Raw genomic sequence first — 14,202 nt, 5'->3', positions numbered from 1 at the left:
TTCGTCGGCAGCGTCAGATGTGTATAAGAGACAGCCTCCGCACCCTCCTGGCCCTCGCCACCGGCCCGGACCCGACGTTCCCGGTGGTCACGCCCTGACCCTGCTCACTCGCTTCCGCCCCGGCGTCAACCCCGCGCCCCCCGGACCACCACGCCACCCCACGCCACCCGGGCCCAAGCTGGGGCACACTGGCCCCGTGGCGAGCAGCATTCCCGAGGAGTCGACCAGCTTCGTCGGACGACGGAGCGAACTGGAGCGGATCGGCCAGGAGTTGGCGGCACACCGGCTGGTCACCCTGACCGGGCCGGGTGGCGTGGGCAAGACCCGGATCGCCGTCCGGGCGGCCCGGGCGGCGGTACCGCGGTTCCCCGACGGGGTCGGCTGGGCCGATCTGTGGCCGTTACAGGGCGAGGGGCGGCTGCTGGCCACGGTCTGCGACGCCGTCGGGCTCGCCGACCACACCGCGCGCACCCCGGCCGCCGCGCTGTGCTCCTGGCTCACCGACAAACGCCTGCTGCTGGTGCTGGATTCCTGCGAACACCTCGTGCCCGCCTGCCGCGACCTGCTCGGCGACCTGCTGACGGCCGCGCCCGGCGTGACCGTACTCGTCACCAGCCGGCAGCCGCTCGGCCTCGACGGCGAACGCGTCACCGAGATCGGCCCGCTGCCCTGCACCGGCGACAACGACGCCCTGACCCTGCTCACCGACCGGGCCGGCACCGCCGCCCCCGGCCTCGTCCTCACCGACCCCGCCCACGCGGCCACCGCCGACGGCATCTGCCGGCAGCTCGAAGGCATTCCGCTCGCCCTGGAGCTGGCCGGCGCGCAGATGGCCACCAGCTCCGTCGAGCGGATCGCGGAGCGGCTGGCCACCCGCTTCGACACCCTCGACACCGGCGAAGGGCTGCCGCTGCCGCCCCGCCACCGCACCCTGCGCTGCACCATCGGCTGGAGCCACGAACTGTGCACCCCCCTGGAGCGGCTGCTGTGGGCCCGGCTCTCGGTCTTCCGCGGCACCTTCGACACGGAGTCGGCCGGCGCGGTGTGCACCGGCGGGCCGCTCACCGAGGCGGAGGTGCACACCGCCCTGGCCGGACTGGCCGCCAAGTCCGTGCTCTCCCGCGAGGGCGGCCGCTTCCGCATGCTCGACACCCTGCGCGAATACGGCCGGATGTGGCTCGGCGAGCTCGGTGAGGCGTCCGCCCTCGCCGACCGGCACGCCGCACACTTCGTCGGCCACGCCCGCCGCGCCGAACAGGGCTGGCTGGGCCCCGGGCAGGTCGGCTGGTACCGCAGGATCGCCGACGCGCACGTCGACCTGTGCACCGCCCTGGACCACCTGCTGGTCACCGCCCCCGAACGGGCCCAGGAACTCAGCGCCGCGGTCGGCTTCTTCTGGAGCTGCTGCGGCCATCTGCACGAGGCCCGCGACTACCTCTCCCGCGCCCTCGCCGCCGACGACAGGCCCAGCCGCGCCCGCACCCGGGCCCTGTGGGCGCTCGGCGTCGCCGTGCTCCTCCAGGGCGATCTCCCGCAGGCCGACGCCCTCGGGCTGGAGTGCGCGCGGGCCGCGCAGACCTCCCGCGACGCCGAGGCGGTGCTGGAGGCCGGCTACCTCCTCGGCCTCACCCACCTGATGGCCGGCCGCCCGATGTCCGCCCACGCCGTCACCGGCCAGGTCCTCGGCCCGCCGCCGGACGCCCCCTTCGACTCGCCGGGGCGGCTGCGCTGCCACCTGGTACGGATCTTCGCGCTCACCGGCATCGGCAAGCTCACCGAGGCCCGCGCCGAGGCCACCGCACTGCGCCGCGGCTGCGTCGAACGTGGCGAGTACTGGACCCGCTCCTACACCGACTACCAGCTCTCCCTGATCTCGCTGTTCCAGGGCCGGCCCGAGGAATCGGCCGGCCACGCCCGGGCGATGCTCGCCGCCAAGCAGGGCATCGGCGACAAGTTCGGCATCGCCCTCGGCCTGGACCTGCTCGCCGCCGCGCTGGCCGCACAGGGCGCCGGCGCCGCGGCCGCCCGGGTCTACGGCAGCGGCCAGGCACTCTGGCGCACCGTCGGGCACCCCCAGCGCGGCACCCCGGAACTGCGCGCGGTCCGCGAGGAGTGCGAGCAGCGGGCCCGCGCGGCGATCGGCGACCGGGCCTACACGGAGGTCTTCCGGCAGGCCAGCGAGGAACGCCCGGGCACCTCCCTGCCCCGGATCCTGGCCGGCGAGCTGTGACCGCCGGGCCGCGCGGTCACGCCGGCGGCTCACCGGCCAGCGCGTACAGCGTTTCGTAGGCGGTGGTGATCATCCGGCAGGTGCGGCCGCGCCGGGTGGCCAGCGCGACCAGACCGGTGTGCGTGGCCGGGTGGAACCCGAGGAACGCCTGCTGCCCGAAGGTCGCCCCGACGTGGAACAGCAACGGCCCGCGCGGCGCCGGGTGCTGGTACCACGTCAGGGTGTGGGTGTTGCGGCGCCGCCAGCCGCGCCGCAGCAGTGGCACCTGGACGTCGCGCAGCGGCCCGGCCAGCGGGGTGTCCTCCGGCGACAGGTGCGCCTCCAGATACCGGAGCAGGTCGCCGGGCGTGGCCCGGACCGACCCGGCGGCCACGAACGCGCCCATGTCGGCGCTGGCCACCGGCGTCACCCCGTTCGTCCGGTGCCCGACCGCGTCGGTGCCGGTGGCGCCGGGCGCCAGTGTCGTCCCGGACAGCCCCAGCGGTCCCAGCACCCGGCCGCGGAGCAGTGCCGGATAGTCCTCGCCCGCGGCGCGGGACATCGCCGGACCGAGCAGCGCCAGCCCGAAGTTCGAGTACCGCCAGCGGGTGCCCGGCCGGTTCCGGGGCCGGGTGCGGGCGAAGGTCCGCAGCAGCCGCTCGGTGTCGTAGCGGGCGTAGCCGTTGGCGTACGGATGCAGCAGCGCACCGATGATCAGGTCCGCGGGGATCCGCGGCAGCCCCGAGGTGTGGGTGGCCAGGTGCCACAGGGTGATCCGGCGGGAGTGCGGATACCGCAGCGGCAGGTCGGGCAGATGACCGACCAGCGGATCGTCCAGCGACAGCACCCCGGACCGGGCCAGGTCGGCCAGCAGCAGCACGGTGAACGTCTTGGACAGTGAGCCGAGTTCGTAGCGCAGGGCCTGCCGCGGGGTGGGCGGGGCCAGCGCGGTGCCGCCGGTGACCACGGTCCGCACGCCCCGCCGGGTCACCGCCAGCACCACGTCCGGCGCGTCGATCCGGGTGACCGCGTCGGCGAGGCGGTCGGCCGGCGAGGTGGGGCCTTTCGCGCCCATCAGAGCCCGCCCATCAGACCGCGGACATGGCCCGGGAGGTGGCCATCGCCGAGGCGAACGCGGCGACCAGGGTGGGGTGGTGCACCAGGTCGAAGACCCGCGCCGGATCGCCCTCGGGCATCCGGCCCTGGATCGGCATCGCGCCGCTGTCCGACTGCGCCGCGGCGTACCGCTCCCACAGCTCCGCGTCCAGCGTGGGCCGCGGCAGACAGGCGTCGACGACCAGCAACTCGCCCAGCAGGTCCCAGTGTTCGAGGTCCGCCCAGTCCTCCGTCCAGGCCGGCAGGTACCGCATGAGGTAGTCCGCGATGTCCGGCGGGATCCGCTCGGGTGCCTCGCCCCAGTTGGTGAGGTGGAAGACGGTGTGGGTGAGGTCGTAGGCGATGTGCAGCTGCACCGTCCACGGCTCGGCCAGCTGCCCCAGCCAGGTGCGCGCCACCGCCTCCGCGAAGTCGCTGCTGGGGGCGAGACCCAGCTTGCGCTCGGCGTTCAGCACCCCCAGGCGCCGGTTGGGCATCATCTCCAGCGCGTTCCAGGTGGCGGTGCGCCGGCACACCTCCACCGCCGCCTCCAGCCCCGGGTGCCGGTGCCCCAGCTCGTGGAAGGTCGCATAGACCTCCAGCGGTACGGGGGACAGCGGCTCGTCGTGCTGGAGCCGGGCCAGCACGTTGCCGCCGTCCAGCAGCTCGCGCCAGGCGAAGTCCAGCAGCTGCCCGGCCCGGGCCTTCTGCCGGGAACCGGCCACGCCCTCCCGGAACAGCACCTGCATGTTGAGCGCCAGCTCCCCGATGGGCTTGAGCCGTTCGACCACCGCACCGCCCGAGCGGAAGTCCTCGGGGGTCAGCCGGAAGTGCTCGCGGTGGTCGTCGAGCCAGGTCAGGGCCCGGTCGCCGACACCGTGCAGCAGGGCGGGGGACGCGGCCGTCACGGTCACGGGGCACTCTCGCTTTCGCCGGGCGTCCGGCCGCCCACCAGCACCGGGTCTCCGCCGCGCGGGCCGGCCTCGGCCTCGTCGGCGGCGATCCGGGCCAGGGTGGCGGCGAACGCGGTCACCAGGGTGGAGTGGTAGCAGGCGGTGAACATCTCGTCCGGGTCGCCGGAGCCGGGCGCCGCGCCCATTTCCGGCACGCTGCCGTCGGCCGCCTGCGCACCGGCCAGCCGCTGCCAGGCCACCGGATCGTACGGGGCCTTGGGCAGGCACGCGGTCACCGCCAGCAGCTCGCCGACCAGGTCCCACAGCTGCTCCTCCAGCCAGTTCTCCAGCCAGGAGGGCAGCCACAGCCGCAGATAGCCGGCGAGTTCGGGGGACAGCCGCTGCCGGTCGCGCCCCCAGTCGGTCAGGTGGAACACGTCGTGGGTGATGCCGTAGGCCGCCTTGCGGTCCAGCGCCCAGGGCTCCGGCAGCCGGCCCAGCCCGGTCAGCGCCAGCACCGAGGCGAAGTCGGCGTGCTGCCGCAGCCCGATCCGCCGCTCGGCGTTCAGCACCCCGAGCGTACGGGTGTGGTCCTCGCGCGCCACCCGCCAGCCGCGCAGCCGCGTGGTGGTCCGCACCAGCTCATCGGCCTCGGCATGGCGCAGCCCGGCCCGGGCGAACACCCCGTACAGCTCCACCGGGTAGGTGGCGAACGGCTCGCCGCGGATCAGTTCGGCGAAGAGTTCCCCGTCCCGGGTCTCGTTCCAGGCGAACGCGAACAGCCCGCGGGCCGTCCGGCGGATCTCCTCCCGGGGGTGCACCGCCCCGATCAGCTGGCTGAGTTCCGCCAGCTCGCCGAGCGGCTTGAGGGTCAGATTGGGGTCGGCGTCGGTCGTCACGTCGGGCGGCAGGCGGAAGGACCCGCGCGCCCCGTCCAGCCACCCGAGGCTCGCCTCGACCATGTGGTCCAGCAGCCCCGGGTCGCCGTGCCCGCCGGTCACCCGCCCCGCCCGTAGAACCGCCGGGCGGCCGCGACGTGCAGCGCGACCCGCGGATCGGCGCCGCCCATCTGATGGACGAACGCCAGCCCGCTGTCCAGCCCGAGGGTCCCCGGCACGTCGGGCAGCCGGGCCAGCCAGCGGCCCACACCGGCCGCCTGCAGCCAGTCCCGGCGGCGGACCGCCCGGACGAAGCCCCGGGACAGGTCGTCCGTACGGGCGGCGAGCTGCTCGGCGAGGCCGGACGCCAGCCCCGGCAGGGCCAGCGCGGCCAGCTGGGACACCCGGTGCGACAGCTTCGGCCAGGGGGAGTCACCGACCCACGCGGTGCCGGCCTCCGGTGCGGGTGGCCACGGACGGCCGTCCCCGGGCAGGAACGCGTGCGCGGCCTCGACCAGGCCGCGGTAACTCCACAGCGACACCTCCGAGGCGCCGTCACCCGGTGGATAGGCCATCAGCGCCTGCCGCACCACCGCTTCGTCGTCCACGCCGGCCGGTGCCGCCCGGTGTTCCACGGCGTACGGCGCCAGCGCATCGGCGCCGAGCACCCGTACCGCGGCCGGGGTCAGCGCATCCTCGTGCCGCAGCATGCCGGACAACGCATAAGGGTCGCCCTCACCCCGCAGGGCGAGGGCGACCCCGGTTGCGGCATCGGCGATCACAGCGCTGAGCGGGACTGCTCCTTGCGTCTGTTCAGCCAACGCTTTCCCCTCAGCGGACGTCAGTCTTGGGCCGGGGGGTGGGCGGCGAGATCAGGAGCAGCGCGGCCAGCAGCAGCGCACCTCCACACTCGCGGGTGTCGCGGAAGACGCCGTCGGCCTCGGCGGGTTCAAGCAGTCCCTCGACCTCGGCGGCCAGGATGGCCGTCTCGACCGGCGCTGTGCGATCCGTAACCATGCGATCAACTCCTTTGACGAATGGGATACCAGATTCACATCGGGGTTTTTGGGACGCAACGGGAGAAAGTGCACTAATCGCAAGAACCGTCGCCTCCTTGACGTCGGCTCAGAGGGCGTTCCGCCCGTCAACGTGGTGAGATGGAAGGCGAGTTGGGCCGTCCCGTGGCGTCCTCCGGCGGCGGGGCGCCCCGGGTGTGCCAGGGGTGGCCCCCTCGCGCCGATGGCGGATGTGGCTGCTCCGTTCGGATGGCGTCGGGCCCCGGGGGACGGCCCGGCGGCCGCCGGCGGCGCGGGGGCCGGGCTGCCCTAGAGTGCGACCGTGCCGACGTACAGCATTGGTCAGGCAGCGGAGCTGCTGGGTGTGAGTTCGGAGACCGTCCGGCGGTGGGCCGACGGCGGTCAGCTGCGGATGGAGCGGGACGGCGGGGGGAACCGCGTCATCGACGGGGTCGGCCTGGCCGCGTTCGCCAAGGAGCGCGCCACCGGGCTGCATCCGGTGCCCGGTGAGGTGCTCACGTCCGTGCGGAACTCCTTCGCGGGGATCGTCACCAAGGTGACGATGGACGACGTGATCGCCCAGGTCGAGATCCAGTCCGGGCCGCACCGGCTGGTGTCGGTGGTCAGCCGGGAGGCGGTCGAGGAGCTCGGGATCGAGGTCGGGGTGACCGCCACCGCCCGGGTGAAGTCGACCCATGTGCACGTCGACCGGCCGGGCGGGCGGGACTGAGCAGGGGGTGGCGCGTCCCCTCGGCGGCCCGGCCGGTGCGGCTCCCTCAGCGGCACAGCAGGGCCGCGCGCAGGTCGAGCTTGTGGTCCAGACGGGACAGGTCGCGGCCGGTGAGGATCTCGATGCGCTGGATGCGGTAGTGCACCGTGTTCACGTGGAGGTGCAGCGCCTCGGCCGTCCGCGCCCAGGAGCCGTGCTGGGCCAGGAAGACCTCCAGCGTCTCCAGCAGCATCCGGTGGGACGTCGAGCCGGCCCGCCCCAGCGGGCCCAGCACCTGGCTGCTGAAGGCCGCACGGACCTCCGCGGGGACCCCGGCCAGCAGCTCGGCCAGCGTGCCGAGGTCCTCGACACCGGCCACCCGGGCACCGTCCGGAGCCGCGGCACGGGCCGATGCCAATGCGTAACGGGCCTGCTGGAAGGCGGAGTTGAGGCCGCCGGGGGCCGCTACGGAAGCGCTGACCCCGGCGTGCAGCGGCGCCTGCGGACGGCAGGCGGTGAGCGCCGGCCAGACCTCGGCGAGCGGGGTGGAGTCCTCGGCGTCCGGGGCCGCGTGGACCACGGCGACCGCCTCGCCGCCCGGCAGTCGCCCGGCCGCGAACCGTTCGCCGGGGGAGTGCCGTAGCGCCTCCGCCAGCGCGCTCACCACCAGGTCGCTCTCCTCCCCGCCCAGCGCGGCCAGCACCACCCGGTACGGACCGCCGGCCGGCAGACCGCACGCCTGCAGTGCCGCCTCCAGCGCCGCGCCGTCCGCCGCCCCGGCATCGGCCGCCGCGAGCAGGGCGACCAGCACGTCCGCGGCCCGCCGCCCGGCCGCCTGCCGCGGCGCGGCCCGCCGGCGGTACCCGGCCACGACCTCGGCGATCTCGTGCACCAGCCGCGGCGGGACGTCCGCCCGGCCGCCCACGTGCAGGTACCAGGTGTCGTACGGCCCGGCGTCCCCGTCGATCCGCACCGTCGGGCCCGTCCCGGCCGCCTCGATGGCCGTGACGGCCTGCCGCGCCGTCAGCCGCGGGGCGGCCGGGGTCCGGGCGATCACCCGGCCGGTCGCGGACAGCAGGTAGCAGGGCGGCCCGTCCAGGGGGGCGAAGGCCCGGTCCAGCAGCACGCCCGGGTCGGCGTCCGCGGCCGGCAGCGCGGCCGGTTCGTCGCGGACGTCCTCCGGCAGTGCGCAGTGGTCCGTGGGGCGCCGGCTCAGCTCTCCCCACTGCCGCAGGTACACCGCCTCGGTGATGGCCCGGAAGGTGGTGTGCGCGGGGACCGCGACCAGCACGATGCCGTGCTCGCGGCAGGAGTCGACGAGCACATCGGGGACCTTGCCGTGGGTCTCCTCGCCCGCCAGCAGCGCGGTCGCCCCGGCGGCCTCCAGCGCGGAGACGAACCGGTCGGCCTTGGCGCGGTCGTCACCGGGCGTCCACCACACCAGTCCGCTGAGCACCAGGTCGCCCGGCCGCAGGAACCGCGCCGGGTCCTCCATGTCGGTGGCGGTGACCCCGCGGACTTCCCGGTCGAGCAGGGGGCCCTCGCCCCACAGCAGGGTCAGGTCGAGCGAGTCGACCTGCAGGAGATCGTGGACGTGCATGTGCTGGCTCCTCGAGTGGCTGCCGGCGGCGGACCCGGCATCTCACATTCACGAGGTGAATGTGGGTACCCGCATCGTAAATGCAAGATCATCCAGCCAAAAGCCCTCTTGGGTGATCATCCGGTACGGGCTCGCGGTGAGGGTGGTTCTCCGTGTTGCACACCAGTGGTCCCGGGCGGTTCCGCTCTTCGGTGTACTGCCTGACGACCAACAGCGGGGCACGCCGACCGGTCCGGCGACGTACGAGCCGGACAACAGCGTTCTCGTCCGCCGGTGGTGCTGCACCAGGTCCGGCAACCCCCGCCGGAAGCGCAGGGAGTTGATGCCCTCGTGTGCCGGCACGTCGTCACGAAGGCCGAGGCGTGCACGTCACATCAGCGCGATCACCGGCCGGAGCCACGTGGCCGCGCGGCCGAGTTGTCGCTGTGACGCCTCGGCCGGTGCGGTCAGACCGCGGCGAGCGCGATCTCGGTGGACTTGATCAGCGCGGTCACCTCGGAGCCGGCCGCCAGGCTCAGGTCCTCGGCCGCGTCCCTGGTGATCGCCGCGGTCAGTTCGCCGCCCGCGACGGCGACCTTCACCCCGGCCATCGCGCCGCCGGCCGCGACGTCGGTGACCGTACCGGGCAGCCGGTTGCGGATGCTCAGCCCCTCGACCCCGCCGGTGGCCAGGGCGACCTCGGTGGACTTGATCAGCGCACGCACCGCCGTGCCCTCCGCCAGGTCCAGCTGCCCGACCGCCTCGCGGGTGACCGCGGCGGTGATCTCCTGCCCGCCGTCCAGCCGGACCCTGACCAGGGCCATGACCTCGCCGGGAGAGACGGAGCGGACGGTCCCGGACAACTGGTTACGGATGCTCAGACTCATGCCCACACCCTGCGCGCTGCCGCCCGGCCGCGCATCGCGAGGAACTTCGTCCCTTCCTCCAAGCCGGATGGCATTTGCTACGGAGATCTTCCCTGCGGATTGCACCTGCCAGGCTCGGCTGCCTATCTTGTCGCACATGCAGTCCTACACGATCGGCCAGGCGGCGCGGCTGCTGGGCGTCAGCCCGGACACCGCCCGCCGGTGGGCGGACGCCGGCAAGGTCGCGACCCATCGCGACGACAGCGGCCGCCGCCTCATCGACGGCCGGGATCTGGCCGCCTTCTCCATCGAGGTGGCGCAGACCGGCGCCGGTGAGGACGACGCCTCGTACACCTCCGCCCGCAACGCCTTCCCGGGCATCGTCACCGCCGTGAAACTCGGCGATGTCGCCGCCCAGGTCGAGATCCAGGCCGGTCCGCACCGGCTGGTCTCCCTGCTGACCCGGGAAGCGGTGGAGGAACTGGGACTGGAGGTCGGCATGCGGGCCACCGCCCGCGTGAAATCCACCAGCGTGCACATCGACCGCTCCTGAAGGCCATCCCACCGCTCCCCGAACCCCCGCGGTGGCGTCCGCCCGCACCACCGGGCCGGCTCCCCACCGTCCACCGCGGCAGCACCACAGCCGGACCGCGCCCCCGTCCCCACCGGCCGGCTGCTCACCCCAGCGGCGTCGCCCTTCCCCCAGCTCTCGAACGTCCTCGAGCAGGGGAGGCCCCAACCGGCGCGGCTTTCCCATCCGCTCGGACGACCCCCTCGTCCCGCGTCACAAGGAGTCCCGCCCATGCCCCCGTTCCTCACCGGACGCCGCGCCACCGCCGCGGTCGTGACCGCCGCCCTCCTCGTCCCGCTCGCCGCCTGCGGCAAGGACGACGCCAAGACCGGCAAGAGCGCCGAGAAGTCCGGCGGGAAGACCTCCACCGCGCCGCTGACCGTGCTCGCCGCCTCCTCGCTCACCGACGTCTTCAAGAAGGCCGGCGCGGCGTACGAGAAGGACCACCCGGGCACGAAGGTGACCTTTTCCTTCGCCGGCTCCCAGGAACTCGCCGCGCAGGTCAAGCAGGGCGCCCCCGCCGACGCGCTGGTCACCGCCGACTCAAGGACCATGGACGGGCTGAAGGCGGACGCCGGTACCCCGACCGTCATCGCCCACAACCGCCTGGTCATCGTCACCGGCGAGGGCAACCCGAAGAAGGTCCACACCCTCAAGGACCTCACCGACAGCAAGCTGAAGGTCGTGCTCGCCGCCCCCGAGGTGCCGGTCGGCCGCTACGGCAAGCAGGTCCTGGACGCCCAGAAGCTCAAGGTCGCGCCGGTCTCGCAGGAGCCCAACGTCCGCGCCGTCCTCAGCAAGGTCGAACTGGGCGAGGCGGACGCCGGCCTGGTGTACAAGACGGACGCCGCCACCGCGCCGAAGAAGGTCGACGCGATCGACATCCCCGACAAGCAGAACGCCGTCGCCGCCTACCCGGCCGCGACCCTGAAGACCTCGAAGCACGCCGCCGCCGCGGCCGCCTTCGTGAAGTGGCTGAGCACCCCCGAGGCACAGAAGATCCTGCAGGACGCGGGCTTCCAGAAGCCGTAACGGGGCTGAAGCGCGCACGGGACTGCCCGGCTCGGGGGAGCGGACAGCCCCGTGCGCGCCACCGGGGCGGCCTGCCCCGGCCCGCCGGCACCGGCCGGCCCGACCCGCCCCCGACCCCAGGACCGACGATGAGACGCTCCCGCACCCCGGCCCGGCCCGCGGCCGCCCGGCGCCGCACGCCCGGCGCCCGTACCCCCGCCGCGCTCGCGGTGCCCGCGCTGGTCGCCGTCGCGTTCCTGCTGATGCCGCTGCTCGGCATCCTCGCCCGCACCACCTGGAGCGACCTCGGCACGCATCTGACCAGCCCCGGTGTCACCGAGGCGCTCGGCCTCTCGCTGCTGGTCTCCTTCTGGGCGCTGGGCCTGTCACTGCTGCTCGGTGTACCGCTGGCCTGGCTGCTGGCCCGGGTCACCTTCCCCGGCAAGGCAGTGGTCCGCTCGCTGGTGCTGCTGCCGATGGTGCTGCCGCCGACCGTCGGCGGTGTCGCCCTGCTGCTCGGCTTCGGCCGCCGCGGACTGCTCGGCCCCTGGCTGGAGGACACCTTCGGCATCGTCCTGCCGTTCCACACCTCGGGCGCGGTGGTCGCCGCCACCTTCGTCGCCATGCCGTTCCTCGTCATCAGCCTGGAGGGCACGCTCGCCGGCCTGCGCCCCAGTTACGAGGAGACCGCGGCCTCCCTCGGCGCGTCCCCGGTCCGGGTCTTCGCCACGGTCACCCTCCCCATGGTCGCCCCCGGCCTGGCCGCCGGCGCCGCGCTCACCTGGGCCCGCGCGCTCGGTGAATTCGGCGCCACGATCACCTTCGCCGGCAATCTGCCCGGCACCACCCAGACCCTCCCGCTCCAGGTCTACCTGCTGCTCCAGGACTCCCCGGAAGCCGCCACCTCGGTCTCCCTGCTGCTCCTCGTCATCGCCATGGCCGTGCTGATCTGCCTGCGCGGCCGCTGGACCGGCGCGCTGCCCGCCGGCCGCGCCCCGCGCACCGCGCCGGCCGCGGACGAGCCCGAGCCGTCCGGGACCGACAGTGACGGCCGACACGATGTGACGGCCCGTCAGGAACCCGCCGCCGCACCGCAGGGGGACCGCTGGCCGCTGCACGCCGAGGTCACCGGCTGCACCGAACTGACCCTGGACGCCGGGCCCGGCACCACCATCGCGGTCGTCGGCCCCAACGGCGCCGGCAAGACCACCCTGCTGCGCGCCCTGCTCGGCCTCACCCCGCGCGCCCACGCCACCCTGCGCCTCGGCGGCACCGACGTCACCGCCCTGCCCCCGCACCGCCGCGGCGTCGCCTGGGTCCCCCAGGACGGCGCGCTCTTCCCGCACCTGAACGCCCTGAGCAACACCGCCTACGGACTGCGGGCGCACGGCGTCCCGCGCGCCGGGGCCCGCCGCGCCGCCCAGGAGTGGCTCGACCGGCTCGGCGTCGGGCACCTCGCCCACCGCCGGCCCGCCCAGCTCTCCGGCGGCCAGGCCCAGCGCGTCGCGCTGGCCAGGGCACTGGCCGCCCGCCCCCGCCTGCTGCTGCTCGACGAACCGCTGGCGGCCCTCGACCAGACCACCCGCGCCCACGTCCGGCACGCGCTGCGCGGCCATCTCGCCGGCTTCGACGGGGTCTGCCTGATCGTCACCCACGACCCCGTCGAGGCGGTCTCGCTCGCCGACCGGGTCCTCGTCCTCGACGACGGGCGCGCCCTCCAGGACGCCCCGCCCGCCGAGGTCACCCGGCATCCCCGCTCGCCCTGGGTCGCCCGGATGCTGGGCCGCAACGCCTGGCCCGGCACCGCCACCGGCGACGGCCTCGCGCTCGCCGGCGGCGGGCACCTCGTCGTCGCCGACCGCCTCCCCGAGGGCGCCCGGGCGCTGGCGGTGATCGCCCCCGAGGCGGTCTCCGTCCACCTCGACAAGCCCGCCGGCAGCCCGCGCAACGTCTGGCCCGGCACCGTACGGGAGATCACCTCGGCGGGCAGCCGGCTGCGGATCCTGATCACCTCGCCGCACGCCCCCGACCTCGTCGCCGAGATCACCCCGGCCGCCGCCCTCGAACTCGGCCTGGCCGACGGGGTGCCGGTGTGGACCGGCATCAAGGCCACCGAGGTCTCGCTCGTGACGCTCTAGCGGACGACGGAAATCCCGCGGCCTCAGTGGTGTTCCGTGGCCGCCGGCTCCAGCACGAACACCGGGATCTCGCGGGTCGTCTTCTTCTGGTAGGCGTCGTAATCGGGGAATGCCTCGACCGCCCGTCCCCACCACACGGCCTTCTCCTCGCCGGTGACCTCACGGGCCGTCATGTCCCGGCGGACCGGGCCGTCCTGGAGCTCCACCCGGGGATCGGCGACCACGTTGTGGTACCAGAGGGGGTTCTTGGGCGCGCCGCCCAGGGACGCCACCACGGCGTACGTCCCCTCGTGCTCCACCCGCATCACCGGGGACTTGCGGATCCTGCCGCTCCGGGCGCCCCGGGTGGTCAGGACCACGACCGGCAGCCCACGGATCGTCGTGCCCCGCGTCCCGCCGGAGCTCTCGTACTCCTCGACCTGCTCCCGCACCCACGGCGTCGGGCTCGGTTCGTACTCACCCTGAAGAGGCATCCGCCCGTCCTCTCTCCCTGTACGGCGGTCATGGCACCGGCCGCGGCGCACCTGGGCCCCGGCCGCCCTGACCTTCGCTCAACAACCGCGGCGGACGCAATCATCCCGGCCGCCCCGTCGTGTCCCGCCGCGGGACCGCCGCGGGGACCTGACGACCGGGGCCCGGCCTCGCACACCGTGCGGTGCGCGAGGCCGGGCCCCCGTCGGGCAGCGGGGCGTCAGGACACCAGCTCCACCGCCCGCAGACTCCGGCGGTGCTGCTCGGCCCAGTTGGTCAGCGCCGCCTCACAGGCGTGGTCGAGATGGCGCAGTCCGCTCAGGTCCAGCTCGACGTCCCGGTGGGCGGGCAGCGCTTCGAGCTGGTCCAGGATCTTGGGCAGCCGCAGGAACGTGGCGTTGCCGACGGCCCGTACCAGCACCGGCTGCCCGGCGTCGTCCGGGGTGTGCACGTCCAGGTGGACGTGCGAGGTCTCCCAGGCCGTCTTCGCGATCGCCAGCAGCAGACCGATCAGCACCCCCTCGAACATGTTGACCGTGACGATGGCCAGCGCGGTGACCAGCAGCACCACGGCCTCCCCGCGGTGCTGGCGCCACAGCGGCCGCCACGACTTCCACGGCAGCAGCTTCCAGCCCGCGTGGATCAGCACACCCGCCAGTGCCGCCACCGGGACGATGCCCAGCGCGGCCGGGAACGCCGCCGCGAACACCAGCAGCCACACGCCGTGCAGCACCCGCGACGCCTTGGTCCGCGCCCCCGCCTGCAC

General features: G+C 74.5%; 14 protein-coding genes. 5 read left to right on the top strand and 9 right to left on the bottom strand.

The features are described from left to right. Nucleotides 1-196 precede the first annotated feature (196 nt). Nucleotides 197-2,230 carry an ATP-binding protein gene (locus IG62_RS0139720; RefSeq protein WP_030815750.1) on the top strand — a complete coding sequence of 678 codons (2,034 nt, stop codon included), beginning with the start codon at nucleotides 197-199 and terminating at the stop codon, nucleotides 2,228-2,230. A gap of 16 nt (nucleotides 2,231-2,246) precedes the next feature. Here the strand turns inward: IG62_RS0139720 and IG62_RS0139715 are convergent, their stop codons facing one another. From IG62_RS0139715 to IG62_RS0139695, 5 genes are read right to left on the bottom strand one after another with little or no spacing between them, the layout of a single operon-like run. Next, a complete protein-coding gene (locus IG62_RS0139715; protein ID WP_030815747.1) occupies nucleotides 2,247-3,284 on the bottom strand; it encodes a serine hydrolase domain-containing protein in 1,038 nt (345 codons plus the stop codon). A gap of 13 nt (nucleotides 3,285-3,297) precedes the next feature. Further along, nucleotides 3,298-4,218: a DUF6895 family protein gene (locus tag IG62_RS0139710; RefSeq protein WP_030815744.1), complete on the bottom strand. Its 921-nt coding sequence runs from the start codon at nucleotides 4,216-4,218 to the stop codon at nucleotides 3,298-3,300. Beyond that, nucleotides 4,215-5,198, bottom strand: a complete 984-nt coding sequence (locus tag IG62_RS0139705) for a DUF6895 family protein (protein WP_030815742.1) — start codon at nucleotides 5,196-5,198, stop codon at nucleotides 4,215-4,217. Before IG62_RS0139705 ends, IG62_RS0139710 begins: the two co-directional genes overlap by 4 nt. Beyond that, nucleotides 5,195-5,857: a hypothetical protein gene (locus IG62_RS0139700; protein ID WP_030815740.1), complete on the bottom strand. Its 663-nt coding sequence runs from the start codon at nucleotides 5,855-5,857 to the stop codon at nucleotides 5,195-5,197. The genes IG62_RS0139705 and IG62_RS0139700 overlap by 4 nt, the downstream gene beginning before the upstream one ends. A gap of 49 nt (nucleotides 5,858-5,906) precedes the next feature. After that, a complete protein-coding gene (locus IG62_RS0139695) occupies nucleotides 5,907-6,092 on the bottom strand; it encodes a hypothetical protein (protein ID WP_030815737.1) in 186 nt (61 codons plus the stop codon). 321 nt (nucleotides 6,093-6,413) lie between these two features. Here IG62_RS0139695 and IG62_RS0139690 point away from each other — a divergent pair, with 321 nt between their 5' ends. Next, a complete protein-coding gene (locus tag IG62_RS0139690; RefSeq protein WP_030815734.1) occupies nucleotides 6,414-6,821 on the top strand; it encodes a TOBE domain-containing protein in 408 nt (135 codons plus the stop codon). 46 nt (nucleotides 6,822-6,867) lie between these two features. On the opposite strand, the gene IG62_RS0139685 is transcribed toward IG62_RS0139690, so the two are convergent. Together IG62_RS0139685 and IG62_RS0139680 are read right to left on the bottom strand one after the other, a co-directional pair. Continuing rightward, complete coding sequence (locus IG62_RS0139685) at nucleotides 6,868-8,400, bottom strand: PucR family transcriptional regulator (protein ID WP_030815729.1); 1,533 nt, start codon at nucleotides 8,398-8,400, stop codon at nucleotides 6,868-6,870. 446 nt (nucleotides 8,401-8,846) lie between these two features. Then, nucleotides 8,847-9,266, bottom strand: coding sequence for a TOBE domain-containing protein (locus IG62_RS0139680; protein WP_030815725.1), 420 nt, complete (start codon nucleotides 9,264-9,266; stop codon nucleotides 8,847-8,849). A 136-nt stretch (nucleotides 9,267-9,402) separates the two neighbouring features. Here IG62_RS0139680 and IG62_RS0139675 point away from each other — a divergent pair, with 136 nt between their 5' ends. The 3 genes from IG62_RS0139675 to IG62_RS0139665 all read left to right on the top strand — a co-directional run bounded on the left by IG62_RS0139675 (nucleotide 9,403) and on the right by IG62_RS0139665 (nucleotide 12,965). Continuing rightward, nucleotides 9,403-9,798, top strand: coding sequence for a TOBE domain-containing protein (locus IG62_RS0139675; RefSeq protein ID WP_030815723.1), 396 nt, complete (start codon nucleotides 9,403-9,405; stop codon nucleotides 9,796-9,798). Nucleotides 9,799-10,047: 249 nt separating this feature from the next. Further along, nucleotides 10,048-10,848: a molybdate ABC transporter substrate-binding protein gene (gene modA, locus IG62_RS0139670; RefSeq protein WP_030815720.1), complete on the top strand. Its 801-nt coding sequence runs from the start codon at nucleotides 10,048-10,050 to the stop codon at nucleotides 10,846-10,848. A gap of 128 nt (nucleotides 10,849-10,976) precedes the next feature. Continuing rightward, on the top strand, nucleotides 10,977-12,965 hold the full coding sequence (locus IG62_RS0139665; RefSeq protein ID WP_030815716.1) for an ABC transporter permease: 1,989 nt from the start codon (nucleotides 10,977-10,979) through the stop codon (nucleotides 12,963-12,965). A 23-nt stretch (nucleotides 12,966-12,988) separates the two neighbouring features. Here IG62_RS0139665 and IG62_RS0139660 read toward each other — a convergent pair whose 3' ends face one another. Beyond that, entirely contained in the window at nucleotides 12,989-13,438 is a 450-nt protein-coding gene (locus IG62_RS0139660; protein ID WP_030815713.1) for a nitroreductase family deazaflavin-dependent oxidoreductase, read from the bottom strand. A gap of 218 nt (nucleotides 13,439-13,656) precedes the next feature. Next, on the bottom strand, nucleotides 13,657-14,202 hold a 546-nt coding region (locus IG62_RS0139655; RefSeq protein ID WP_037840439.1), incomplete at its 5' end, for a SulP family inorganic anion transporter.

This window comes from Streptomyces sp. NRRL S-337 (genome assembly GCF_000720175.1).
Taxonomy (GTDB): Bacteria; Actinomycetota; Actinomycetes; order Streptomycetales; family Streptomycetaceae; genus Streptomyces; species Streptomyces siderophoricus.
The sequence above is the reverse complement of the archived record's forward strand: the minus strand, read 5'-3'. Positions and strand labels throughout refer to the sequence as shown.